Source organism: Tabrizicola flagellatus, assembly GCF_008271465.1.
Classification (GTDB): Bacteria; Pseudomonadota; Alphaproteobacteria; order Rhodobacterales; family Rhodobacteraceae; genus Tabrizicola; species Tabrizicola flagellata.
Genome location: NZ_VMDU01000010.1, coordinates 66,873 through 89,334, shown reverse-complemented (window position 1 = coordinate 89,334; position 22,462 = coordinate 66,873). Strand labels below are relative to the sequence as shown.

Below are 22,462 nucleotides of genomic sequence, written 5' to 3'. Positions count from 1 at the left end.
CGCCCGCGCCTCAGCCCGCGAAGCTGAACTGCCGGTTCAACGGCAATTCGCGGGCGCGGATGCCGGTCAGGTCATACAGGGCATTGGCAAGGGCCGGGGCGGCAGGGGGCGTCCCCGGTTCCCCCACCCCGCCGATATGGCCGAAGCTGCCGTTGTTCTGCAGGATCGCCACCTCGAAGGCCGGGGTCGTCGGCATGCGCAGCGCGTCGTAATCGGGGAAGTTGCGTTCGACCACCTGCTGGTCGGCAAAGGTGATCGCCCCGTGCACGGCCGCCGACAGTCCATAGACCATCGCCCCGGTCATCTGCGCCTCGACGATGCCGGGATCCATGGCAAGCCCCGGATCGCAGGCGATCCAGGCGCGCGTCAGGCGGATCCCGGCATCGGTCTGTTGCACCTCGAGCACCTCGGCGACGGGCGTGCCGAAGGAATAGCAGAAGGCCACCCCGCGCCCGTAGCCGGGCCGCTTCAGCCCGTCCCAGCCGGACATCTCGCGCACATTCTCCAGAAGTTGCGCCGAAGGGGCATGGGTGTCCCGCATCAGGTCCAGCCGGAAGGCCAGCGGATCGGCTCCGGCGGCATGGGCCATCTCGTCGATGAAGCTTTCCAGGAAGAAGGCGTTCATCGAATTGCCGACCGACCGCCAGAAGCCCAGCTGCACCGTCAGATCGGCGACATGGCCGTCATAGCGGTAGTTCGGCAGGCCGTAGGGCTGGTCGAACCCGCCTTCGACCGAGCCGCGATCGGGACCCGGAGGCGCGAAGCCCACCAGCCGCGCCAGCGCGTTGCGCGTGACCGAGGGCGTGGCGGTGCGTCCCCAAAGGGCCGTCGCCTTGCCGCCCTCGATCCGGCCCGACAGGCGGGCGATGGCGGCGGGACGGTAGTAATCCTGCGTCAGGTCCTCTTCCCGGCTCCAGGTCACCTTCACCGGGGTGCCGGGCATCGCGGCGGCCACGCGCGCGGCCAGCACCGCCGGCACAGGGTCTGTCCGCCCGCCGAAGCCGCCTCCCATGACCGGGACGTGCAGCGTGACCTTTTCCGCGTCGATCCGCAGCGCCGCCGCGCAGGCGTCGCGCGTCATGATCGGGGCCTGGCAGCCGCACCAGACCTCCAGCGAGCCGTCCTCCTTCAGCCAGGCGGTGGCGTTCAGGGGCTCCATCGCCGCATGGGCCAGGAAGGGGACGCGGTATTCGGCCTCGATCACAGCACCAGACACGGGGCCCTTCGCCAGTTCCGCCTCGACATCGCCGTCGTCGCGCATCCGCGAATCCGGCCTGGTGGCGAAGGCCGCCTCGATCCGCGTCATCATCGCCTCGGTGTCGGCCGGATAATCGGCCTCGGCCCAGTCGATCTTGACCGCCTCGGCAGCCTGCATCGCGGTCCAGGTATTGTCGGCAACGACCGCAATGCCGCTACCCAGCCCGATCACCTGCGCCACCCCCGGCATCGCCAGCGCCGGAGCCGGATCGAAGCCCTTCATCGCCCCGCCCCGCCGCGGGTTCATCCGCACCGTGGCGAACTTCATTCCCGGCAGCCAGGTGTCGATGCCGAAAACCTCGGTCCCGGTGGACTTGGCCACCATGTCAAGCCGCGGCATCGCCTTGCCGACATAACGCCAGGTCGAGGGGTCACGCAGCGTGACATCGCCCGGCACCAGGTCCGCCGCCTCTGCGGCAAGCTCGGCATAGGTGAAGGTCTTTTCCCCGATCACCTTGCCGCCTTCGGTCTTCAACGTGTCGGGTGCCACCCCCAGCCGCTTCGCCGCCGCCGCCTTCAGCGCCTCGCGCGCGCCGGCCCCGGCCAGCCGCATCTGCACGAAACCGCCGATCGCGCCGGTCGAGCCGCCGGTCATCTGCAGCGACAGGATCTTCGGCACCGCCGCAAGGATCGCATTGTGCGACTTCGGGCGCTGCGAGACGATGAAATCCGGCTCGTTCGACATCCGGTCCACGAAGCCCGCATTGAAATAGGCCTGCGCCGGCGGGCCGTGCAACACCCGGACCTGCTGCCAGTCCACGTCCAGCTCCTCGGCCACCAGCGCGGCAAGGGTGGTCGAGATCCCCTGCCCCATCTCGGCCCGGGGCGCGATCACCGTCACGCCATCGGCGTTGATGATGACCCAGGGGTTCAGCGGCACCGAATCCGGGCCGGGCACCAGGGGATTGGCCGGAACCTCGGCGATCTTCCAGGCGCCGAAGGCAGCCCCCCCGGCCACGGCGGCCCCGAGGACAAGGAAGGACCGGCGGGTGATCGTCTTCCAGCTCGCCATGGTCAGCCCGCCTTCATCATCGCTGCGGCCTCATGGATCGCGGCCCGGATCCGGGGATAGGTGCCGCAGCGGCAAAGGTTGCCCTGCATCGCCGCGTCGATGTCCTGATCCGTCGGCTCGGGGTTCGCCGCCAGCAAAGCCGCCGCCTGCATGATCTGGCCCGACTGGCAATAGCCGCATTGCGCGACCTGGTGCCTGACCCAGGCCGCCTGGATCGGCGCCAGGTTGCCCGGCTGGCCCAGCCCCTCGATCGTGGTGATCGCCCCCGTCACCTCGCCGATCGGCAGCTGGCAGGACCTGACCGCCTCGCCATCGACCAGCACCGTGCAGGCCCCGCAGGCCGCGACGCCGCAGCCGAACTTGGTTCCCGTCATCCCCAGCCCGTCGCGCAGCGCCCAGAGCAGGGGCACCTCGCCGGGCAGGTCCACCTCATGTGGCTTTCCGTTGATCTGCAGGGTAATGCTCATGTCCGGCCTCCGATTTCTGACATGTTTGACTCATTTTGTCAGTGTGTCAATCCGTGATTTGACGCCGGGACAGCGCTCTGCGATACCGGAGGCATGCAGTTCTGCGACGATCCCAGCATCGACCCGAAAGAGGCCGCCATCCTGCAATCGGCCTTCGTCGCCTTTGCACGCTATGGTCTTCGGCGCACCTCGATGGCCGACATCGCCGAGGGCGCGGGCATGTCGCGGCCGGCGCTTTACCTGCACTACGCCAACAAGGAAGACATCTTCAACCAGCTGATCCGCATGCATTTCCGCCGTTCGGAACAGGCAGTCGCCCGCGTTCTGGCCGAGGACGGCCCCCCGGCCGAACGGTTGCTGGCCGCGATGCAGGCGGTGGATGGCACGGCGGTCGAGGCGATGCTGAACTCGCCTCACGCCGACGAGATCCTTTCGGCCGACCAGCCCTTCGCCCAACCCGAAGTGCAGGAGGCCCATGCCCGGATCATCGGCCATGTCGCCGACTGGATCGCCCGGGGGGTCGCGGCCGGGCGGCTGAGCCTTGCGGGTCTCGATGCCTCGCCCGAGGAGATCGCGGCCACGCTGATGGCCGCGAAGTTCGGCATCAAGGCGCATGCGAAGGACTTCGCCGACTACCGCGCGGCGCAGGCGCGGCTGGCGGCGATCTGGGGCAAGGCGCTCGGCGGCTGAGACGGGGGCGAGCCGCCCGGCAACCCGCTTGACGGAATCGCGCCGCCCCCGTCTCATGGGGCCGATTGATCCCGGGGTCTGTCGTGCTGCGCTTTTCACTGGCCTTTGCCACCCTGCTTCTTTTCGCCGCCCCCGAGGCGAGGGCCTTCCGTGCCGACGAGATGCAGCTTGAATTCGATGCCCGCGTGCTTACCGCCGACGAGAAGCGGTTCCTCCAGGCAGGCCTTGCCTTCGCCAATGCCTACAACGGGTTGATCGACGGAGCCTGGGGCGCCGGCAGCCAGCGCGCGCTGGAGGCCTACGAAATCCGCAACGGCCGGACCGCCTTTGTCACCAATGCCGACGTGCTGTTCCTGGCGCTGGAAACCTACGAGACCATCGAACGCCACGGCTGGGTGCGCCAGTACAATTCCGGGCTCGACATGTCCTTCCTGGTGCCGACCATAGGCTTCCGGGACGGTGCGCCCTCCGACAGTTTCGTCAACCTTGAGCTTGACGGCACCAGCCTGGGCTATTCCCTGACCATCGGCGCCGGCGCCCAGACCGAACGGCTGCACCGCTATACCGCCGAGGAATCGGTGATGAACGTCTATCAGGTCCGCCGCCCGAACCTGTGGATCACCTCGGGCCGGACCCAGGCCGGGGTCACGCTCTACACCCGCTCGGACTACCGCCGCGGCGCCTGGTCCACGATCATGCTCTCGGCCGCCGACCGCGACGCGGGGCTTCTGGCCGCCGTGACCGGCAGCATCGAGCCCGGCTATGCGCCGCAGATCGGCATTTCCCCCGGCGTCCTGTCCCAAGGCATCGAGACCCTGGCCGCCATGGCCGAGGACGAGGCCCCCGCGCCTTCGCCCGCCGCCCCTGCGGTTCCGGCTCCGGCGGTGTCCGACGGCACACCCTCGACCGGCGGGGCGCAGGGCTTCGGGACCGGCTTCCTCGTTTCGGACCGGGGCGACTATCTGACCAACAACCATGTCGTCCGGGGCTGCCGGACACTGACGGTCGGCGGCCAGCCGGCCACGGTGACCGCAACCGACGAAGGCTTCGACCTCGCCCTCCTGCGCACCAGTTCACCGCCCGGGGACGCACCCGCGCAATTCGCCGCCAGGCCCGCGCGGCTCAATTCCGACGTGACGGTGGTCGGCTACCCGCTGCCCGACCTTCTCGGCGGGGTGAACGTCACGCGCGGCTCGGTCACGAGCCTCAAGGGCATCGCCGGCGACGGGGTGCGCATGCAGATCTCGGCCCCGGTCCAGCCGGGCAACTCCGGCGGGCCCGTCGTCAACGCCGCGGGCCAGGTGGTGGGCGTCGTCGTCGCCAAGCTCGACGCGCAGATGGTGGCCGAAGCCACGGGCGACATCCCGCAGAACATCAACTTCGCCATCAGGGGCGAGATCGCCAAGCTCTTCCTCTACCAGAACGGCGTCGAACCCGTGGAAGCCACCGACGCGGCCGCGCTGCCGCCCGAGGATCTGGCCGACCTCGCCCAGGGCTTCACCCGCCTCATAACCTGCAACTGAGGCCCTTCCCCCCGCCCCCCGCCCCGTGCAATCTGCCGGCCATGGCCGATCCGAAAGACCCGCTTCCCGAACCCGACCGCCTGGAAGGCGCCCCCCACCCGCGCGAGACGCCGGTGCTGCGTGGCCAGTCCGCCGCCGAGGCCGAATTCCTGCGCGCCTGGCGCTCGGGCCGGCTGCACCATGCCTGGATGCTGACCGGACCGAAGGGCGTGGGCAAGGCGACGCTCGCCTGGCGTCTGGCCCGCTTCCTTCTCGCCACCCCGCCCGACGATGGCGGCATGTTCGCCCCGCCCCCGCCCGAGACGCTGGACATCCCCGCCGATCACCCCGTCGCCCGCCGCCTCCTGCAAGGCGCCGAGCCGCGGCATTTCCTCCTGCGCCGCGGCCCGAACGAGAAGGAAACCGCCCTCTCCCAGGTCATCTCGGTCGAGGAGGTGCGCAAGATGAAAAGCTTTTTCGCCCTCTCCGCCGCCGATGGCGGGCAGCGCACCGCGATCATCGACAGCCTCGACGAGATGAACCCCTCCGCCGCCAACGCGCTGCTGAAGCTGCTCGAGGAACCCCCCGCCAACGTCACCTTCCTCCTCGTCGCGCACCAGCCCGCCCGTCTTCTGCCGACGATCCGCTCGCGCTGCCGCGAATTGCGTCTCGCACCCCTCGCACCGTCCGACCTCGCCGACGCCCTCACCCAGGCCGGCGGCGAGATCGCGCCCGAGGACCGCACCGCGCTCGCGGAGCTCTCCGGCGGCTCGGTGGGCGAGGCGTTCCGGCTCACCAACCTCGACGGGCTGAAGCTCTACGCCGCGCTGGTCCGCCTTTTCTCCACCCTGCCCCGTCTCGACCGCCCGCAGGCTCTGGCGCTCGCCGACCTTGCCGCGGCGCGGGGGGCGACGGAAACCTTCGACCTTCTCGTCACCCTGATCGACCTCTTCCTCGCCCGTCTCGCCCGCCGTGGCGTGACCGGCCTCACCCCGCCCGAGGCCGCACCCGGCGAGGCACAGCTTCTCGCCCGCCTCGCCCCCGATCCGCTCTCGGCCCGCGCCTGGGCGGATCTTGCGCAAAGCCTTGCCGCCCGTGCCCGGCGCGGCAAGGCGGTCAATCTTGACCCTGCCGCGCTTCTGATGGATATGCTTCTCAAGCTCGACGAGACGGCGGGAAGCCTCGCCCAGAGGTAAGCCGGATGCCCCCAACCGAGACCGACCTGCCCGATCTGGTGGACAGCCACTGCCACCTGGATTTCCCCGACCTGATCGGCGAAACCGAGGCCATCCTCGCCCGCGCCCGCGCTGCCGGGGTGAACCGGGTGGTGACGATCTGCACGCGGCTCAGGAACGAACCCACCGTTCGTGCCCTGGCGGAGGCGCATCCCGGCGTCTTCTACGCCGCCGGCACCCACCCGATGAGCGCGCATGAGGAACCCCTGGCCACGGTCGAGGCGCTGGTCGCCCTCGCCCGCCATCCCCGCTTCGTCGGGATCGGCGAAACCGGGCTCGACTACCACTACACGGCCGAGACGAAGGCGATTCAGCAGGTCAGCCTGCGCCTGCACATCGAGGCCGCGCAGGAAACCGGCCTGCCGCTCATCATCCACGCCCGCGACGCGGACGAGGACATGGAACGGATCCTCGCCGAAGGCATGGCGCGCAAACCCTATGCTTGCGTGATGCACTGTTTCTCTTCCGGCCCGCGCCTGGCCGAGGCCGCGCTCGAGATGGGCTTCACCCTCTCGATCTCCGGCATCGCCGCCTTCCCGAAAAGCCAGGAGCTGCGCGACATCTTCGCCCGCGCGCCGCTCGACCGGCTGATCCTCGAAACCGACAGCCCCTATCTCGCCCCGCCCCCCTTCCGCGGCAAGCGGAACGAGCCGGCCTATGTCGCCCATACCGCCCGCGCCCTGGCACCAGTCTTCGGCCTCGGCCTTGCCGAATTCGCGGCGATCACCACGGCGAACTTCGACCGGCTCTTCCCCCGCGCGGCCCGCAGCGCAAGGGCGGCGTGATGGCGAAACTCACCTTCACCGTGCTCGGCTGCGGCTCCTCGGGCGGCGTGCCCCGCCTCGGCGGCATCTGGGGCGACTGCGATCCCTCGAACCCGAAGAACCGCCGCCGCCGCTGCTCGCTCCTCGTCACCCGCGAAACGGGCGAAGGCGCGACGCGCGTGCTGATCGACACCTCGCCCGACATGCGCGACCAGCTTCTGGATGCCGGCGTGGGCGCGCTGGACGGGGTGGTCTATACCCATTCCCACGCCGACCACATGCACGGCATCGACGACCTGCGCCAGGTCGTGTTCAACCAGCGCCAGCGCCTGCCGGTCTGGGCCGACGGCCCGACGCAAGAGGCGCTGCTCTCGCGCTTCGGCTATGCCTTCGTCCAGCCCGAGGGCTCGCCCTATCCGCCGATCCTCGACCTCCACACGATCGCCGGCCCCGTCAGCGTGCCGGGCGCCGGGGGCCCCGTCACCCTGATCCCCTTCCGCGCCGACCACGGCAGCATGGACGCGCTCGGCTTCCGCATCGGCCCCCTCGCCTACCTCCCCGACGCCGTCGCCATCCCCGAGGACAGCTGGCCCATCCTCGACGGCCTCGACTGCTGGATCGTCGATGCGCTGCGCCGCAAGCCGCACCCGACGCACGCACATCTCGATCTGACGCTCTCCTGGATCGCCCGCGCCCGCCCCGCCCGCGCCGTGATCACCAACATGCACATTGACCTCGACTACGACACGCTTCGGGCCGAGCTTCCCCCCCACATCGCCCCCGCCTTCGACGGGATGACCCTCACCTACGACAACCAGCCCTGACCCTGGGGCTTGCCCTTTACCCAAATACTCCACGGGGGTCCGGGGGTGTGAAACCCCCGGTCCGACAGCGGCCATGAGCGCACTCCTCGATGTCATCCTCCCCGTCTTCCTGGTGATCGGCTTCGGCTATGCCGCGGTCCGCGCCGGCTTGCTCGCGGAAACTGCCATCGACGGGCTGATGCGCTTTGCGCAGAACTTCGCCGTGCCCTGCCTCCTCTTCCGCTCGATCGCCCATCTCGACCTCTCCGCCGCCTACGACCCCGGCCTGATGGTCAGCTTCTACGCCGGGGCCTTCGCCGGCTTCTTCGCCTGCTTCGCCGGCGCCATGCTGATCTTCCACCGCGCCATGCCCGATGCCGTGTCCATCGGCTTCGCCGGCCTGTTCTCCAATTCCCTGCTCCTCGGCCTTGCCATCACCGAACGCGCCTACGGCACGGCGGCACTTGAAGGCAACTACGCGATCATCTCGCTGCACGCCCCCATGCTCTACGGCTTCGGCATCGCGCTGATGGAATGGGCGCGGACGCGGGGGCGCGGGCTCTCGGGCGCGGCCCTGCTGCGCCAGATCGGCCGGGCAATCCTGTCGCAGTCGCTGGTGATCGGCATCCTGCTCGGCTTTGCGGTCAACCTGGCCGGCAACCCCCTGCCCGAGGTATTCTGGTCCGGCATCGACATGATCGCGCGCTCGGCCATCCCGGTGGCACTCTTCGGCCTCGGCGGCGTCCTCGTGCGCTACCGGATCGAGGGCGACATCGGCCCGGTCCTCATGGTGACGCTCGCCTCGCTGATCCTGCACCCGGCAGTGACCTGGGCGCTTGGCACGCAGGTCTTCCACCTCGGGACCGACGCGCTCCGCTCGGCCGTGGTGACCGCCGCCATGGCCCCCGGGGTCAACGCCTACATGTTCGCCCACATGTATGGGGTGGGCAAAAGGGTCAACGCCTCAAGCGTGCTGGTGGCAACCGCCGCCTCGATCCTGACCGCCTGGGGCTGGCTGCACCTCCTGCCCTGACCGCTCGTCGATGACTGCGTCACTCCTCGCTGACCACCCGCGAGGAGAAGCCGCAGGCGCACGACGAACCCCCCTCAGCGCCCCGTCACCCCGCGCAGCCGGTCCGACCGCCGCCGCAACAGTTCGACCGTGGTCAGAAGTGCCACCGAGATCACCACCAGGATCGTCGCCACCGCCAGGATCGCCGGCGAGATCGCCTCGCGGATCCCGTTGAACATCTGCCGCGGAATCGTCTGCTGATCGGGCCCCGCGATGAACAGAACCGCCACCACCTCGTCGAACGAGGTGACGAAGGCGAACAGCGCCCCCGAGATCACGCCCGGCAGGATCAGCGGCATGATGACCTTGAAGAAGGTCGTGCGCGGATTCGCCCCCAGCGACTGTGCCGCCCGGATCAGCGACTGGTCGAAGCCCGACAGCGTCGCCGTCACCGTGATGATGACGAAAGGGATCCCCAGCACCGCATGGGCCATGATCACCCCGAGATGCGAGTTCGCCAGGCACCCCTTCTCGGACAGGGCCCAGCCGAACAGCAGCCCCATGGCGCTGTCCGGCGCCACGCAGGCCTTGGCGAAGAAGAAGCTCATCCCCACCGCGATGATGATGATCGGCACGATCATCGGGCTGATGAGCAGCGCCATGATCAGCCGCCGGTAGGGCATCTCGGGCCGCGACAGCCCCAGCGCCGCGATCGTGCCCAGCGTCGTCGCGAGGATCGTGGCCCAGATCCCGACCCAGAAGGAATTCTTCGCCGCCTGCACCCAGGTCGCGCGTTCCCAGACGGTGGACCACCACTGCGCGTCGCGCGGCGCCTCGGCATTGGGATGGCCGAAGGTCAAGAGCGCGTCGTACCAGCGCAGGCTGTAGCCTTCGGGGTCCAGCGTCAGCATCTTCTCGGTGAAGGTGAAATAGGGCTCGACGTTGAACGAGAGCGGAATCACCACCAGGATCGGCGCGATCAGGAAGAGGAAGATCAGCGCGCAGATCACCCGGAAGGCGTAGTACCAGATGCGTTCCAGCGGCGTGGCATAGGTGGGAAGGGCCATGGCGGTGTCCTCAGCCGAACTTCAGGCGGTCGATGCCGATCAGCCGGTCGTAGAGCCAGTAGAGCAACAGGATCGACGCCAGGAGCATCGCGGCGATGGCGGCGGCCAGCGACCAGTTCGACTTGCTCATGTGGAAGCTGATCAGGTTCGAGATCAGCTGCCCGTCCGCGCCGCCGACCAGCGCCGGGGTGATGTAGTAGCCGACCGCAAGGATGAAGACCAGCAGCGACCCGGCCGCGATCCCGGGCAGGGTCTGCGGCAGATAGATGCGGCGGAAGGTGGTCCAGCTCGTCGCCCCGAGCGACCGCGCCGCACGGGCATAGCTCGGCGGGATCACCCGCATCACGGAATAGAGCGGCAGGATCATGAACGGCAAGAGCACATGCGTCATCGCGACGATGGTGCCGGTCATGTTGTACATCATCTGCAACCGGCCGTCGGTATCGATCAGCCCGCTGCCGACCAGGAGACTGTTGACCACCCCCTGCTCCTGCAACAGCACGATCCAGGAGGTTGTCCGCACCAGCAGCGAGGTCCAGAACGGCAACAGGACAAGGATCATCAGGAGCGATGACTTCGCCATCGGCAGGGTCGCCAGAAGATGGGCGACCGGAAAGGCCAGCAGCAGGCACAGGACGGTGATGATCGCCGAGATCAGGAAGGTCTTGCCGAAGAGGTAGAGATAGATCCGGTCGCGCTCGGGCGCGCGGCTCCAGCCGTCGTCGGTCAGCTTCATGTCGGAGGCGACCTTGTAGAATTCGGTCGTGTAGACATGGCTTGCGGACTCCATGCCGCGCCAGAGGGCCGGCTTGGCCCAGTCGGCATCCACCGCGATCAGCGCCTCCTTGTAGGGCGGGGTCAGGGTCGCAGCCTCGCGCGCGCCCTTCTTGAACAGGCTGATCGTGCCGGGCACCGAATAGTTGATCCGGGTTCCGGCCATGCCAGTGGTCTTTTCCGTCTGCATCCGCGCCAGGTCCTTCACCAGCGCGGCATAGGCTTCCTCCGGCGGGTTGGCCGGGTCGAAACCGGGGTTGGCCCGGAACCATTCGACCAGTGCCGGAGCCGCCGAGGCGAAGCCGTCATGTTCGAAGGACCGTTTCAGCATGTAGGCGATCGGTACCAGGAAGGTGAGCAGAACGAACAGGAGAAGCGGCAGCACCAGAAGCAGGGCACGGCGCTTTGCGCGCGCCTGCGCGGCCTGGAGCGCAGCCTTCAGGGGCCGTCCGTCGGCGGTCGTGAGTTGTTCGGGGATCGCTTCGGCCATACCTGCCTCGCCGGATAGGCCGGGCGCAGTCCCTGCGCCCGGCCAGGTCGTCATTACTGGCTCAGCCAGGCCTGGAAGCGCTCGTTCAGTTCGGCATCATGATCGACCCAGAACTCGGACGAGGTTTCCAGCGCATTGGTCATGTTCTCGGGCGCGGTGGGCAGATGGGGCGCCATGACCGTTTTGCCGTCCTTGAAGATCAGCTCTTCCTTCATCGCCGACTTGCGGGCCGGACCGTAGGAGATGTTCTGCGCCTGGGCGCGCAGGCCCTCGGTCGAGGTCGCATAGGCGATGAAGTCCATCGCCAGATCCTTGTTCGGCGCGCCCTTCGGAACGACATACATCTCGTTCTCGTAGATCTGGCCGTCCCAGACGATCTGGAAGGGTTTGCCTTCCTCGATCACCGCGTTGAAGATCCGGCCGTTGTAGGCGGTGGTCATGGCGACCTCACCGTCGGCCAGAAGCTGCGGCGGCTGTGCGCCGGCCTCCCACCAGACGACCTGGCTCTTGATCGTGTCGAGCTTGGCGAAGGCGCGGTCCACGCCCTCCGGGGTGGAGAGCACGCTGTAGACCTCGGAGACCGGCACGCCATCGGCAATCAGCGCGAATTCCAGCACCGCCTTGGCGCCCTTGCGCAGGCCGCGCTTGCCGGGGAACTTCTCCAGATCGAAGAAGTCGGCAGCGGTCTTCGGGCCTTCGGGGAACTTGGTCGTGTCGTAGGCGAAGACGTTCGACCAGATGTCGGTCGAGACGCCGCACTCGGTAATGGCGCCGGGCAGGAAGTCATCGGTGGCCGGGGTTCCGTCCGCGCCCGCCGGCAGCTTCGAGGCGTCGATCGGCTCGAGGATGCCTTCGTCGCACAGGCGGATCGCATCAGCGTATTCGACCGAGGCGACATCGACGGTGACGTTGCCGGCTTCCACCATGGCCTTGATCGCCGGCGCGGGGTTGTCGCTGTCCACCATGACGGCGGCGTTGCCCGTCTTGGCCGACCACGGCTTCACATGGGCTTCGGTCTGGGCCGCGCCATAGGCGCCGCCCCAGGACATGACCGTCACGTCAGCATGGGCGGCAAAGCCCAGGCTGATCAGCGCGGTCGAAAGGATGAGGGTCTTCTTCATGTCTTGCTCCCTGTTCTGGTTTACTGGTCACGGGCCGGGGTCGCCGGCCGTCTTCATCAAGGGTCCAGCGCGCGGGCATCCTGGGGATGCCAGCCCACCTTGATCTTCTGGCCGGAGGTCAGCCTGGTCTGCCCCAGCGTGTTGCGCATCTTCATCACGAAGTCGTCCGACCCCGCGACCTTCAGCACGACGCGCAGGATGTCGCCCATGTAGATCACCTCGACCACCTCGGCATCCAGCGTATGGGCGCCGGGCGGCATCATCTCGGGCTTGAACTCCACCCGCTCGGGCCGGATCGAGACCAGGGTCTTCTGCCCCTTCTCGCGCACGTTGACCGGGGTCGCGTCGATCAGTTCTCCGGTCGCCAGCCGCACCAGCGCCTTGTCGCCCGACAGCTCCTCGATCGTGCCGGGCAGCTTGTTGTTCTCGCCGATGAACTGGGCCACGAAGCTGTTTTCCGGGCGCTCGTAGAGGTCGGCGGGCGGGGCAAGCTGCTGGATCCGGCCGTCGTTGAACACGGCCACGCGGTCCGACATGGTCAGCGCCTCGCCCTGGTCATGGGTGACGTAGACCACCGTGATCCCGAGGTTCTCATGCAGGTGCTTGATCTCGAACTGCATGTGTTCGCGCAGCTGCTTGTCCAGCGCGCCCAGGGGTTCGTCCATCAGCACGAGCTTGGGGTCGAAGACCAGCGCCCGCGCCAGCGCGATCCGCTGCTGCTGGCCGCCCGACAGCTGCGCGGGGCGGCGATTGGCAAACGCGCCCATCTGCACCATGTCCAGTGCGCGCTTGATCTTCACCTCGCGCTCGTCCTTGCCCATGCCCCGGACTTCCAGCGGAAAGGCCAGGTTTTCGGCCACCGTCATGTGCGGGAACAGCGCATAGTTCTGGAACACCATCCCGATCCCGCGCTTGTGCGGCGGGACCTGGTTGATCGGGCGCCCGTCCAGCCGGATCTCGCCATGTGTCGCCGTCTCGAACCCGGCCAGCATCATCAGGCAGGTCGTCTTGCCCGACCCCGACGGCCCCAGCATGGTCAGGAACTCGCCCTTGCCGATCGTCAGGTTCAGGTCCTTCACGACCAGCGTGACGCCGTCATAGCTCTTCTGAACGTGCTCGAAAGCGACGAAAGCGTCGGTGCGGGGCTCTTGCGTCACCCGTGTCTCCCTGATGGTTCCGGGGCTTTCCGCCCTCTGAGTGGATTCGACTTAAGCGAAAGCTTTTCCCCAATGCAACGCACATTTTCGACGCCGAAAGGCACTTTGGCGACGTGATCGGGCCCGTTTGCGCCGCAGAAGGAAGAACGCTCAGATTCTGGCGCTCGAGCAGTCAATTTGCCTGCGAGCCATGCAAGAAAAGTCGGCCCGCCTGTGGATCGACAAGGCCGGAAAGGCAAAGGGCGCGGGGTTATCCCCCACGCCCCTGGCTTCGTCCGGCGGACCCTGGTGCGGATGAAAAGACTCGAACTTTCACTCCGGTTAAGGAACAGCGACCTCAACGCTGCGCGTCTACCAATTCCGCCACATCCGCATGTGGGCCCGTTCCGGACGCCCGCTATCTAGCGACTGGCGCGCGGGATGAAAAGGGGCATTTTCATCCCGCAGTCCGGCTACGGATCAGTTGCTGGAAAACAGCATGAACGGCAGCCGCGCCGCCATGATCGCCGCCTGCGCCCCAGTGTTCATGATCGAACCCTGCGGCGCGGCAGGCACGGCAACCAGCTGGGCGGCGGCAGCCTCCTCGACCGGGGCGACCGGCGCGACACCCGCGACATCCGTCGGGGCCGCAGCGTCCCCGGGCGCGGCCGCCTCGGGCACCAGATCGAAGACCGGCAGGGCGGCCTCCTGGATCACCGGCTCGGACTCCAGCTCGTGGGCCCGGCCGTTGATCGTGTACGAGGCCTTGCGGATCACCGCGTCGCGCCCGGCCATGCCTGGGGCCACGACCATCTGGCCCTGCTCCATCGCATCCAGCGACATCTGGTACCAGTCCATCGCCAGGTCAGGCCGCTCGGTGGCACCGAAGCCCTGGCTCAGGTGGTGGCCCAGGAACTCGGCATAGCCCCGCTCGCCCATCGCAGCCAGCAGAAGGGCCGAACCGATGGCGACGCCCAGGTCATCCCGCGCATAGCCGACCCCGAGGCAGACTTTCGCCGTCCCCGACAACTGCGCCGGAGACATGCCCGATTTCAGGACAAAGCCCTCCACCCCCTCCAGGACGGCCGCCGCCGGTTTCAGCGACAGCGCCGCGACGTGGTCCTTGAGCGCCGGCCCGAAGGCGGCGCATTGCCCGGCGATCTGGTCGGGCGTGTACCCGGCGATCTGCGCGGTCAGCTCGTCGCTTTTCGAGATGACGAAGCTGCGCGCCAGGCAGAACTGCTCACCAAGCGCAAAGCTGGCGTCCTGCATCGTCTCGGCGGTGACCATCCCGCCATTGGCCGTGGTCGTCAGGCCGATCCGGTTGCACTCCGACGCCAGCGGGCCCTTGGCCCCGGCCTCGCTCATGAACGAGGGCAGACCCGGCTCGGCGGCGGCTTCCTCGACCTCCGGTTCCACGACCGGGGCCAGGGCCACCGGCTCGACAGGGGCAAGCGTGGGCAGAGCCGCCGCCGCGGCCGCGGCCACCGACCCCGGCGCGGGCACCCCGTTCGCGGCCATGCCGCCCGTTGGCGCGATGCCGGCCATCTCGTCGCGCTGGGCGACCAGAACCGCCTTCAGGCCATAGGGGCTGCCCGCCACGGTCGAGGCGATCATCGGCCCGCCCGCGACTGCGCGGTGATAGGAGGTGACAAGGATGGTGCGCTCATGCTCGGTCAGCTGGCCGGTCGGCGCGTATCCGAGAAAGGCCTGCTAACTGCTGATCGCCGCGCGCGACTTCGGCCCGATCGCGCCATCCGGCGTGCCGACGTTGTAGCCGAAATGGTTCAGCGCGGTCTGCACCTCGCGGTTCTCCTCGCGCCGGGCGGCGCTGATCGAGGACTTCGTGGACTTCGTCTTGGTCCGCGTGGTGGTCGCCACCCGCTTCTTCTTGTTGTTCTCGTTGGCGACCGCCCCGCCGATCAGGCCGCCGATGATGGCGCCGGCAATGAAATCCTTGCCATCGGCACGGGCGGGGGTCGATACGGGCGAGATCGGGGAAAGGGCAACCGAGGTCACGAGTGCGGCGGTTGCGAACGTCCGGGCCTTCATCACATCACCTCAAATGAAATACATTCCGACTATCAGCCGACCACGGGTTCGGCATATGAGAAGTCGGGATTTCTTCCACGATCGAGCGAACGGAGGCCTCAGATGGTCGACTGGACCCACATCCCCGGCCTGGCCCCCTACCCCGAGACCCTCGCCGCGATGGAGGCCCATGTCGCCGCGATGAACGCCGGGACCGCCGGCGAGGCGATCTGGCTGCTCGAGCATCCGCCGCTATACACCGCCGGCACCTCGGCCAGGCCGGCCGACCTGATCGCACCGGACCGCTTCCCGGTCTATCCCGTTGGTCGCGGCGGGCAATATACCTACCACGGCCCGGGCCAGCGCGTGATCTACACCATGCTCGACGTGAAGGCGCGCGGGCAGGACGTGCGCTGCTTCGTGCGCGAGCTGGAACGCTGGGTCATCGACACCCTGGCCGAGTTCAACGTGAAGGGCGAAATCCGCCCCGGTCGCGTCGGGGTCTGGGTCACCCGGCCCGACAAGGCGCCGAACCCGGACGGCAGCCCGCGCGAGGACAAGATCGCCGCCATCGGGATCAAGCTGCGCCGCTGGGTCAGCTTTCACGGCATCTCGGTAAACGTGGAACCCGACCTGTCGCATTTCGACGGCATCGTCCCCTGCGGCATCCGCGACCATGGCGTGACCAGCCTTGTGGACCTGGGCCTTCCCGTGACGATGGCCGATCTCGACGCAGCTCTTATGGCCACCTTTCCACGCCGTTTTCAGGGCCGTTGCGCCGCACAGGATGTCGCATAGCACCAAGATGCTATTGCATATCACGCGCAGCAGGCCCCATGTTCCGGCCGTGGAGGCGCCAGGCAAGGGCGCTCCGGGACACATGAGGACACCATGAAGAAATTCATCCTGCTTGGCTTGACCGTCGCTTCGCTTGCGGCACCTGCCTTCGCTGGCGACCCTGCCGCAGGCGAGGCGGAATTCAAGAAGTGCAAGGCCTGCCATTCGATCGTCGCGCCGGATGGGACCGAGATCCAGAAGGGCGGCCGCACGGGGCCGAATCTCTATGGCGTCATCGGCCGGGGCATCGCCTCGGACCCGGACTTCAAGTATGGCGAGTCGCTCGCCGCGCTCGGCGCGACCGGCGCCGTTTGGGACGAGGCAAGCCTCGCGGCCTACACCGCGAATCCCGCCGAATACCTGAAGACCGCGCTTGGCGATCCTGCGGCGAAATCCAAGATGTCGTTCAAGCTGGCCGCGGGCGGCGAGGACGTGGCGGCCTACCTCGCCTCGGTCGCCCAGTAATTCCGCAGCCCTTCGGCAGCCCATTCGGGCGCGGCACCGGTCACGGGCCGCGCCCTTTGCATTTCCCTCGCAATTTCTGCCGCCTGCGGCAAAGTCGTGCATTGCGACCTGTCCCGCGCACCGCTAAAGACTGAAGCATAAGGGAACCGGGCTACCTGCGTGCGGGTCGCCAACGGGAAAACGGAACGACGCAAGCGGAGGACGCCAATGGCAGACGCAGCCATCCATGGCCACGAACACCACAGACCCGGGTTCTTCACCCGCTGGTTCATGTCGACCAACCACAAGGACATCGGGATCCTGTATCTCTTCACGTCGGGTCTGGTCGGCCTGATCTCGGTCATCTTCACCGTCTACATGCGGATGGAGCTGATGGAGCCCGGCGTGCAGTACATGTGCCAGGAAGGCGCGCGCTTCGTCGCCGATTCCGCGGCCACCTGCACCCCGAACGGACATCTGTGGAACGTGATGATCACCTATCACGGCGTCCTGATGATGTTCTTCGTCGTGATTCCCGCGCTGTTCGGCGGCTTCGGCAACTATTTCATGCCGTTGCAGATCGGCGCGCCGGACATGGCCTTCCCGCGGATGAACAACCTGTCGTTCTGGCTCTACGTCGCCGGGACCTCGCTGGGCGTGGCCTCGATGCTCTCGCCGGGCGGTGGCGGCGACCTCGGGCCCGGCTCGGGCGTGGGCTGGGTGCTCTACCCGCCGCTGACGACGACGGCCGAAGGCGGCTATGCGATGGACCTGGCGATCTTCGCCGTCCACCTGTCGGGCGCCTCGTCGATCTTGGGCGCGATCAACATGATCACCACCTTCCTGAACATGCGCGCGCCGGGCATGACCCTGCACAAGGTGCCGCTCTTCGGCTGGTCGATCTTCGTGACCTCGTGGCTGATCCTCCTGTCCCTGCCCGTGCTGGCCGGGGCCATCACCATGCTGCTCACGGACCGCAACTTCGGCACCACCTTCTTCACGCCCTCGGGCGGCGGTGACCCGGTGCTCTACCAGCACATCCTGTGGTTCTTCGGCCACCCGGAAGTCTACATCATCATCATTCCCGCCTTCGGGATCATCTCCCAGGTCATCGCGACCTTCGCCCGCAAGCCGATCTTCGGCTACCTTCCTATGGTCTACGCGATGGTGGCGATCGGCGTCCTCGGCTTCGTCGTCTGGGCGCACCACATGTACACCGCAGGCATGTCGCTGACCCAGCAGTCCTACTTCATGCTGGCGACCATGGTCATCGCGGTTCCGACAGGGGTGAAGATCTTCTCCTGGATCGCGACGATCTGGGGCGGGTCGGTGGAGTTCAAGACCCCGATGCTCTGGGCTTTCGGCTTCCTGTTCCTGTTCACCGTCGGTGGCGTGACCGGGATTGTCCTGTCCCAGGCCCCCGTGGACCGCGCCTACCACGACACCTACTATGTGGTCGCGCATTTCCACTATGTGATGTCGCTGGGTGCGGTGTTCGGCATCTTCGCCGGCATCTACTACTGGATCGGCAAGATGTCGGGCCGGCAGTATCCGGAATGGGCGGGCAAGCTGCACTTCTGGATGATGTTCATCGGCTCGAACCTGACCTTCTTCCCGCAGCACTTCCTGGGCCGCCAGGGCATGCCGCGCCGCTACATCGACTATCCGGAAGCCTTCGCCTACTGGAACTGGTTCTCTTCGGTCGGTGCCTTCATCTCCTTCGCCTCCTTCGTGTTCTTCATCGGTGTCGTGTTCTACACGCTGCGCTTCGGCCAGCGCGTGACCGAGAAGAACTACTGGAACGAATACGCCGACACCCTGGAATGGACCCTGCCCTCGCCGCCGCCCGAACACACCTTCGAGCAGCTGCCCAAGCAGTCCGACTGGGACAAGAGCCACGCGCACTAGGCGCCTGACCTGATCAGGGGGCCCCGGGCTGCAGGCGCACCCGGGGCCCTTTCCTTTCCTGAAGGGGCCTTCCGATGCGAATCGTCGTCTTTCTGGTGGTGCTCGGGCTTGTGGCGCTTCTCGGCTATGTGGGCATCACCGGCTACTTCCTGGCCCATGCCGCCGCGGGCCTGCTGAAGGTCGGCCCCGTCGCGGCCGTCCTGGCCACGGCGGAGCCTCCCGGCGACCCGCAGGCGCTGGGATACCGTGGCGACCCGATGCAGGCGCTGTCCCTGCCCTTCAGCACCGTGGACCTCGAGACGCCCCTCGGCACCGCCGAGGCCTGGCTTGTCCCCGCCGCCGGTCCCGAGACCGGCCGCGCAATCTATGTCCACGGCATCGCCGGCGCGCGCGAGGACGGCTATCGCATCCTCTCCCTTCTGCACGAGGCGGGCTGGTCGGTGCTTCTGATGACCTACCGCAATGACATCGACGCACCGGCCTCGCCCGACGGAAGCTACGGGTTCGGGCTCAGCGAATGGCCCGACCTTCAGGCCGCAGTGGCGCAGATGGCCCCCGACGAGAGCTCGCCCGGCCTGTTGGTCGTCGCCGACTCCATGGGGGGCGCGATCCTGGGGCAGTTCCTCGGGCAAAGCCCGCTGGCCGGACGGGTGCGCGCCGTGGCGCTGGACAGCCCGGCGCTCAGTTTCGCGGCGGTTGTCGACCATCTCGCGGCACAGGGGGACAAGCCCCTGCGCAGCGTCATCGCCTGGACGGCCCGGCAGATCCTGCCCTTTCAGTCCCACCTGCCCCTAGCCCAGGCCGAGGTCGGCGCGACCTTCCAGGCGTTTGCCGGCCCGATGTTCATCGCCCATGGGACGGGCGACCGCATCGTGCCGGTCGGACCGAGCCAGGCACTCGCCGCCGCGCGGTCGGCCCCGACCGTCAGCCTCTGGACAGAGTCCGGCCACCTCGGCTCATATGCCGGGGATCCGGCCGCCTACCGCGCCGCATTCACCGACTTCCTGAAACGCATCACTCCCTGACGTCCCTCGATCCGCCCATGCCCTACGAATGGCTCCCCGCCGATGGCCCGGAACAGCGCCTGCACCTATGGCCGCACCGATCCCTGACCCAGCGCGGCTTCGTCTGGTTCATGGGCGCGACCTCCGCCCTGATCGCCGTGCCGCTGATCGGCATCATCGGCAGCCCGGTGCTCTGGGCGCTGCTGCCATTTCTGCTGGCAGCGATCTGGGCGATCTGGTTCGCGCTGCGAAAGAACGGCCGCGACCGCGACATCGTCGAGGACCTGGTCCTCGCCCCCGGCCAGGTCACGCTGACCCGCCACGGACCAAGGGGCCGCCGCCAGGACTGGGAGGCCAACCCCTACTGGCTGCGGGTGACGCTGCACAAGACCGGCGGCCCGGTGCCGAACTACCTGACGCTCAAGGGCGAGGGGCGCGAGGTGGAACTCGGCCCCTTCCTCTCCGAGGAGGAACGCATCGCGCTGAAGGACGAACTTGACACGCGCCTGCACCGCCTGCGCTCTGCCCCGGACGCGCGGGGATGAGGGGCTAACCGGCGGCTTCGGTCGCGGCCTCGGGCTTCGTATCGACCGAAAGCTCGACGACCCCGCTGACCAGAAGGGCCACGAACATGAAGAAGATCGACAGGGCCGCCGCCGTGGCCGCGGGACCCGCCTTGGCAAAGGCCTCGGCGGCGGCACCGGGGTCGGGCAGTTGTGCGCCCTCGATCCGGGGTCCCTGCCCCGGCTCAGCCAGACGGGGGGTGGTCCAGACGATCCTTGCAAAGACCAGAAAGGCCAGAACGCTCAGCGCGAGCGAGACATAGAAAAGCGCCGTGGTCATCGAAGTTCTCCTGTAAATGCGATCCGGAATGAAAAGGGCGTGGCACCATCGCCACGCCCGAAAGTCAGCCAGAGCGGCCGAGTCGGTTCAAGCCCGACGCAGGTCTCCTACCCCAGCCGCGCCTTGACCAGCGCGCCCACCGCGCCGAAATCCATTTGTCCGGTGTAACGGGCTTTCAGCGCCGCCATCACCTTGCCCACGTCGCGGATGCTCGCGGCGCCCGTCTCGGCCACCGCCGCATCCACCGCCGCGGCGATCTCGGCCTCGTCCATCTGGCGCGGCAGGAATTCCTGGATCACCGCGATTTCCGCCAGTTCCTTCTCGGCCAGCTCCAGCCGCCCGCCTTCCTCGTAGGCCCGGGCCGATTCCTGACGCTGCTTCACCATCTTGCCCATGATCTGCAGGATCTCGGCCTCGCCCACCTCGCCCGCGTCGCCTTCGCCCCGCAGGGCGATCTCGCGGTCCTTTATTGCGGCGTTGATCAGGCGCAGCGTCGAGAGGCGGTCGGCATCCTTGGCCTTCATGGCCTCCTTGAGGGCCGTCTGCAGACGGTCGCGCAACAGCATGGCAGCTCTTTCCGATAGTTTCCCCAAGTTGCCGACAATACCTCGAAGCAGCCCCGATCGCAACCTCGGCCTTATTTGCCAAACTATTGATATTACTTAACAATCCTTTTCGTATCCGCCCTTGACCCTGCCCCGCCTACCCCTTAGTTTCCGCGCAATTTCGCCCACAGGAGAGTCGCCCATGCCCGCCCCGCGCGATGCTACCGCCTGCCTCGCCCTGGCCGATGGGACGATCTTCTACGGCAAGGGCTTCGGCGCCACCGGCGAGACGGTCGCGGAACTCGTGTTCAACACCGCCATGACCGGCTATCAGGAGATCATGACCGACCCCTCCTATGCCGGTCAGGTCGTGACCTTCACCTTCCCCCATGTCGGCAATGTCGGCGTCACGCCCGAAGATGATGAGACCGGAACCCCCGCCGCCGCCGGCATGGTGGTGAAATGGGACCCGACCGAGCCGTCGAACTGGCGCGCGACCGGGGATTTGACCCAGTGGCTCACTAAGATCGGCCGCATCGGCATCGGCGGGGTGGACACGCGACGGTTGACGCGGGCGATCCGGCAGCAGGGCGCGCCGCATGTGACGCTGGCGCATGACCCCGAAGGCAAGTTCGACATCGAGAAGCTGGTCGCCAGGGCCCGCGCGTGGAAGGGCCTCGTCGGGCTCGACCTCGCGAAGGACGTGACCTGCGCGCAAAGCTATCGCTGGGATGAGAAACGCTGGGCCTGGCCCGAGGGCTATACCCGCCGCGAAGGCCCGGGCTTCAAGGTTGTCGCCATCGACTACGGCGCCAAGCGCAACATCCTGCGCTGCCTGGCCTCGGTCGGCTGCGACGTCACCGTCCTGCCCGCCACCGCCACCGCCGAGGAGGTGCTGGCGCTGAACCCCGAGGGCGTGTTCCTCTCGAACGGCCCCGGCGATCCGGCCGCGACCGGTGCCTATGCCGTGCCGATGATCCAGGGCGTCCTCGCGCGCGACCTGCCGCTCTTCGGCATCTGCCTCGGCCACCAGATGCTGGCGCTGGCGCTCGGGGCCAGGACGCGCAAGATGAACCACGGCCACCACGGCGCGAACCATCCGGTCAAGGACCTGACCACCGGCAAGGTCGAGATCACCTCGATGAACCACGGCTTCACCGTCGACGCAGACACCCTGCCGAAGGGCGTGTCCGAAACCCACGTCTCGCTCTTCGACGGCACGAACTGCGGCATCGCGGTGGTTGGCAAGCCTGTCTACTCGGTGCAGTACCATCCCGAAGCCTCACCCGGGCCCCAGGACAGCTTCTACCTGTTCGAACGCTTTGCCGCCGCCATGCAGTCCCGCCGCGCCGCCTGAGACGGAACCGGCAGGATTAACGGCCCGTTAACCAGACGCACGCAGACTGGGCTCCACAAGCTGGGAACCCGGTATGGCGTGCCCGACGTAAAATCGAAGATCGTTCCTGCGCCCCGGTCCGGGGACCGCGTCGGTTTGCCGTCGGTGCATCGCTCTTGCGCGA

The 22,462-nt window shown here is 67.6% G+C and carries 22 protein-coding genes and 1 tRNA gene; 12 read left to right on the top strand and 11 right to left on the bottom strand.

The window, feature by feature from the left end; genetic code table 11:
- Nucleotides 1–10: 10 nt before the first annotated feature.
- Nucleotides 11–2,269, bottom strand: coding sequence for a xanthine dehydrogenase family protein molybdopterin-binding subunit (locus FL625_RS13370; protein ID WP_149589180.1), 2,259 nt, complete (start codon nt 2,267–2,269; stop codon nt 11–13).
- Nucleotides 2,270–2,271: 2 nt separating this feature from the next.
- Complete coding sequence (locus tag FL625_RS13365; protein ID WP_149589179.1) at nt 2,272–2,736, bottom strand: (2Fe-2S)-binding protein; 465 nt, start codon at nt 2,734–2,736, stop codon at nt 2,272–2,274.
- A 93-nt stretch (nt 2,737–2,829) separates the two neighbouring features.
- Between FL625_RS13365 and FL625_RS13360 the strand changes: the two genes are divergently transcribed.
- The 6 genes from FL625_RS13360 to FL625_RS13335 all read left to right on the top strand — a co-directional run bounded on the left by FL625_RS13360 (nt 2,830) and on the right by FL625_RS13335 (nt 8,763).
- The gene (locus tag FL625_RS13360) at nt 2,830–3,426 is read left to right on the top strand and encodes a TetR family transcriptional regulator (RefSeq protein ID WP_149589178.1); all 597 of its coding nucleotides are present in this window, start codon (nt 2,830–2,832) and stop codon (nt 3,424–3,426) included.
- An 83-nt stretch (nt 3,427–3,509) separates the two neighbouring features.
- The gene (locus tag FL625_RS13355) at nt 3,510–4,949 is read left to right on the top strand and encodes a S1 family peptidase (protein WP_149589177.1); all 1,440 of its coding nucleotides are present in this window, start codon (nt 3,510–3,512) and stop codon (nt 4,947–4,949) included.
- Nucleotides 4,950–4,990: 41 nt separating this feature from the next.
- Nucleotides 4,991–6,124, top strand: coding sequence for a DNA polymerase III subunit delta' (locus FL625_RS13350; protein ID WP_149589176.1), 1,134 nt, complete (start codon nt 4,991–4,993; stop codon nt 6,122–6,124).
- Nucleotides 6,125–6,129: 5 nt separating this feature from the next.
- Nucleotides 6,130–6,948, top strand: a complete 819-nt coding sequence (locus FL625_RS13345) for a TatD family hydrolase (protein ID WP_149589175.1) — start codon at nt 6,130–6,132, stop codon at nt 6,946–6,948.
- Nucleotides 6,948–7,751 carry an MBL fold metallo-hydrolase gene (locus FL625_RS13340; protein ID WP_149589174.1) on the top strand — a complete coding sequence of 268 codons (804 nt, stop codon included), beginning with the start codon at nt 6,948–6,950 and terminating at the stop codon, nt 7,749–7,751. The genes FL625_RS13345 and FL625_RS13340 overlap by 1 nt, the downstream gene beginning before the upstream one ends.
- Before the next feature lie 73 nt (nt 7,752–7,824).
- A complete protein-coding gene (locus FL625_RS13335; RefSeq protein WP_149589173.1) occupies nt 7,825–8,763 on the top strand; it encodes an AEC family transporter in 939 nt (312 codons plus the stop codon).
- A 74-nt stretch (nt 8,764–8,837) separates the two neighbouring features.
- On the opposite strand, the gene FL625_RS13330 is transcribed toward FL625_RS13335, so the two are convergent.
- The 7 genes from FL625_RS13330 to FL625_RS18400 all read right to left on the bottom strand — a co-directional run bounded on the left by FL625_RS13330 (nt 8,838) and on the right by FL625_RS18400 (nt 15,382).
- Complete coding sequence (locus FL625_RS13330) at nt 8,838–9,809, bottom strand: ABC transporter permease (RefSeq protein ID WP_149589172.1); 972 nt, start codon at nt 9,807–9,809, stop codon at nt 8,838–8,840.
- A gap of 10 nt (nt 9,810–9,819) precedes the next feature.
- The gene (locus tag FL625_RS13325; protein WP_149589171.1) at nt 9,820–11,073 is read right to left on the bottom strand and encodes an ABC transporter permease; all 1,254 of its coding nucleotides are present in this window, start codon (nt 11,071–11,073) and stop codon (nt 9,820–9,822) included.
- Nucleotides 11,074–11,126: 53 nt separating this feature from the next.
- Entirely contained in the window at nt 11,127–12,194 is a 1,068-nt protein-coding gene (locus FL625_RS13320; protein ID WP_149589170.1) for an ABC transporter substrate-binding protein, read from the bottom strand.
- 56 nt (nt 12,195–12,250) lie between these two features.
- Nucleotides 12,251–13,351, bottom strand: coding sequence for an ABC transporter ATP-binding protein (locus FL625_RS13315; RefSeq protein ID WP_149589169.1), 1,101 nt, complete (start codon nt 13,349–13,351; stop codon nt 12,251–12,253).
- Nucleotides 13,352–13,637: 286 nt separating this feature from the next.
- Nucleotides 13,638–13,724: transfer RNA gene (locus FL625_RS13310), tRNA-Leu, on the bottom strand.
- Nucleotides 13,725–13,810: 86 nt separating this feature from the next.
- Nucleotides 13,811–14,947, bottom strand: a complete 1,137-nt coding sequence (locus FL625_RS13305; RefSeq protein ID WP_235019415.1) for a peptidoglycan-binding protein — start codon at nt 14,945–14,947, stop codon at nt 13,811–13,813.
- Nucleotides 14,948–15,043: 96 nt separating this feature from the next.
- Nucleotides 15,044–15,382 (bottom strand): peptidoglycan-binding domain-containing protein, encoded by a 339-nt coding sequence (locus FL625_RS18400; protein ID WP_235019414.1) that lies wholly within the window; start codon nt 15,380–15,382, stop codon nt 15,044–15,046.
- A 102-nt stretch (nt 15,383–15,484) separates the two neighbouring features.
- Here FL625_RS18400 and lipB point away from each other — a divergent pair, with 102 nt between their 5' ends.
- From lipB to FL625_RS13280, 5 genes are all read left to right on the top strand, one after another.
- A complete protein-coding gene (lipB, locus tag FL625_RS13300) occupies nt 15,485–16,159 on the top strand; it encodes a lipoyl(octanoyl) transferase LipB (protein WP_149589168.1) in 675 nt (224 codons plus the stop codon).
- A gap of 93 nt (nt 16,160–16,252) precedes the next feature.
- Complete coding sequence (locus tag FL625_RS13295) at nt 16,253–16,663, top strand: c-type cytochrome (protein ID WP_149589167.1); 411 nt, start codon at nt 16,253–16,255, stop codon at nt 16,661–16,663.
- A 207-nt stretch (nt 16,664–16,870) separates the two neighbouring features.
- On the top strand, nt 16,871–18,550 hold the full coding sequence (gene ctaD, locus FL625_RS13290; protein ID WP_149589166.1) for a cytochrome c oxidase subunit I: 1,680 nt from the start codon (nt 16,871–16,873) through the stop codon (nt 18,548–18,550).
- Between the two features lie 74 nt (nt 18,551–18,624).
- Complete coding sequence (locus tag FL625_RS13285; protein WP_149589165.1) at nt 18,625–19,575, top strand: alpha/beta hydrolase; 951 nt, start codon at nt 18,625–18,627, stop codon at nt 19,573–19,575.
- A 17-nt stretch (nt 19,576–19,592) separates the two neighbouring features.
- Entirely contained in the window at nt 19,593–20,099 is a 507-nt protein-coding gene (locus tag FL625_RS13280) for a DUF2244 domain-containing protein (RefSeq protein ID WP_149589164.1), read from the top strand.
- A 4-nt stretch (nt 20,100–20,103) separates the two neighbouring features.
- On the opposite strand, the gene FL625_RS13275 is transcribed toward FL625_RS13280, so the two are convergent.
- Nucleotides 20,104–20,397, bottom strand: coding sequence for a hypothetical protein (locus FL625_RS13275; RefSeq protein WP_149589163.1), 294 nt, complete (start codon nt 20,395–20,397; stop codon nt 20,104–20,106).
- A gap of 107 nt (nt 20,398–20,504) precedes the next feature.
- Nucleotides 20,505–20,963 carry a GatB/YqeY domain-containing protein gene (locus FL625_RS13270; RefSeq protein ID WP_149589162.1) on the bottom strand — a complete coding sequence of 153 codons (459 nt, stop codon included), beginning with the start codon at nt 20,961–20,963 and terminating at the stop codon, nt 20,505–20,507.
- Between the two features lie 181 nt (nt 20,964–21,144).
- Between FL625_RS13270 and carA the strand changes: the two genes are divergently transcribed.
- Nucleotides 21,145–22,299: a glutamine-hydrolyzing carbamoyl-phosphate synthase small subunit gene (carA, locus tag FL625_RS13265; protein WP_149589161.1), complete on the top strand. Its 1,155-nt coding sequence runs from the start codon at nt 21,145–21,147 to the stop codon at nt 22,297–22,299.
- The last annotated feature ends 163 nt before the right edge of the window (nt 22,300–22,462 follow it).

Excerpts from the sequence above, each read along its gene's own strand:
- FL625_RS13275 (WP_149589163.1), bottom strand. The coding sequence starts at position 20,397 with ATGACCACGGCGCTTTTCTATGTCTCGCTCGCGCTGAGCGTTCTGGCC.
- FL625_RS13340 (WP_149589174.1), top strand. The coding sequence starts at position 6,948 with ATGGCGAAACTCACCTTCACCGTGCTCGGCTGCGGCTCCTCGGGCGGC.
- FL625_RS13305 (WP_235019415.1), bottom strand. The coding sequence starts at position 14,947 with ATGATCGCCTCGACCGTGGCGGGCAGCCCCTATGGCCTGAAGGCGGTT.
- FL625_RS13345 (WP_149589175.1), top strand. The coding sequence starts at position 6,130 with ATGCCCCCAACCGAGACCGACCTGCCCGATCTGGTGGACAGCCACTGC.
- FL625_RS13365 (WP_149589179.1), bottom strand. The coding sequence starts at position 2,736 with ATGAGCATTACCCTGCAGATCAACGGAAAGCCACATGAGGTGGACCTG.
- carA (WP_149589161.1), top strand. The coding sequence starts at position 21,145 with ATGCCCGCCCCGCGCGATGCTACCGCCTGCCTCGCCCTGGCCGATGGG.
- FL625_RS13350 (WP_149589176.1), top strand. The coding sequence starts at position 4,991 with ATGGCCGATCCGAAAGACCCGCTTCCCGAACCCGACCGCCTGGAAGGC.
- ctaD (WP_149589166.1), top strand. The coding sequence starts at position 16,871 with ATGGCAGACGCAGCCATCCATGGCCACGAACACCACAGACCCGGGTTC.
- FL625_RS13325 (WP_149589171.1), bottom strand. The coding sequence starts at position 11,073 with ATGGCCGAAGCGATCCCCGAACAACTCACGACCGCCGACGGACGGCCC.
- FL625_RS13285 (WP_149589165.1), top strand. The coding sequence starts at position 18,625 with ATGCGAATCGTCGTCTTTCTGGTGGTGCTCGGGCTTGTGGCGCTTCTC.
- lipB (WP_149589168.1), top strand. The coding sequence starts at position 15,485 with ATGGTCGACTGGACCCACATCCCCGGCCTGGCCCCCTACCCCGAGACC.
- FL625_RS13295 (WP_149589167.1), top strand. The coding sequence starts at position 16,253 with ATGAAGAAATTCATCCTGCTTGGCTTGACCGTCGCTTCGCTTGCGGCA.
- FL625_RS13335 (WP_149589173.1), top strand. The coding sequence starts at position 7,825 with ATGAGCGCACTCCTCGATGTCATCCTCCCCGTCTTCCTGGTGATCGGC.
- FL625_RS13320 (WP_149589170.1), bottom strand. The coding sequence starts at position 12,194 with ATGAAGAAGACCCTCATCCTTTCGACCGCGCTGATCAGCCTGGGCTTT.
- FL625_RS13360 (WP_149589178.1), top strand. The coding sequence starts at position 2,830 with ATGCAGTTCTGCGACGATCCCAGCATCGACCCGAAAGAGGCCGCCATC.
- FL625_RS13270 (WP_149589162.1), bottom strand. The coding sequence starts at position 20,963 with ATGCTGTTGCGCGACCGTCTGCAGACGGCCCTCAAGGAGGCCATGAAG.
- FL625_RS13330 (WP_149589172.1), bottom strand. The coding sequence starts at position 9,809 with ATGGCCCTTCCCACCTATGCCACGCCGCTGGAACGCATCTGGTACTAC.
- FL625_RS13370 (WP_149589180.1), bottom strand. The coding sequence starts at position 2,269 with ATGGCGAGCTGGAAGACGATCACCCGCCGGTCCTTCCTTGTCCTCGGG.
- FL625_RS13280 (WP_149589164.1), top strand. The coding sequence starts at position 19,593 with ATGCCCTACGAATGGCTCCCCGCCGATGGCCCGGAACAGCGCCTGCAC.
- FL625_RS18400 (WP_235019414.1), bottom strand. The coding sequence starts at position 15,382 with ATGAAGGCCCGGACGTTCGCAACCGCCGCACTCGTGACCTCGGTTGCC.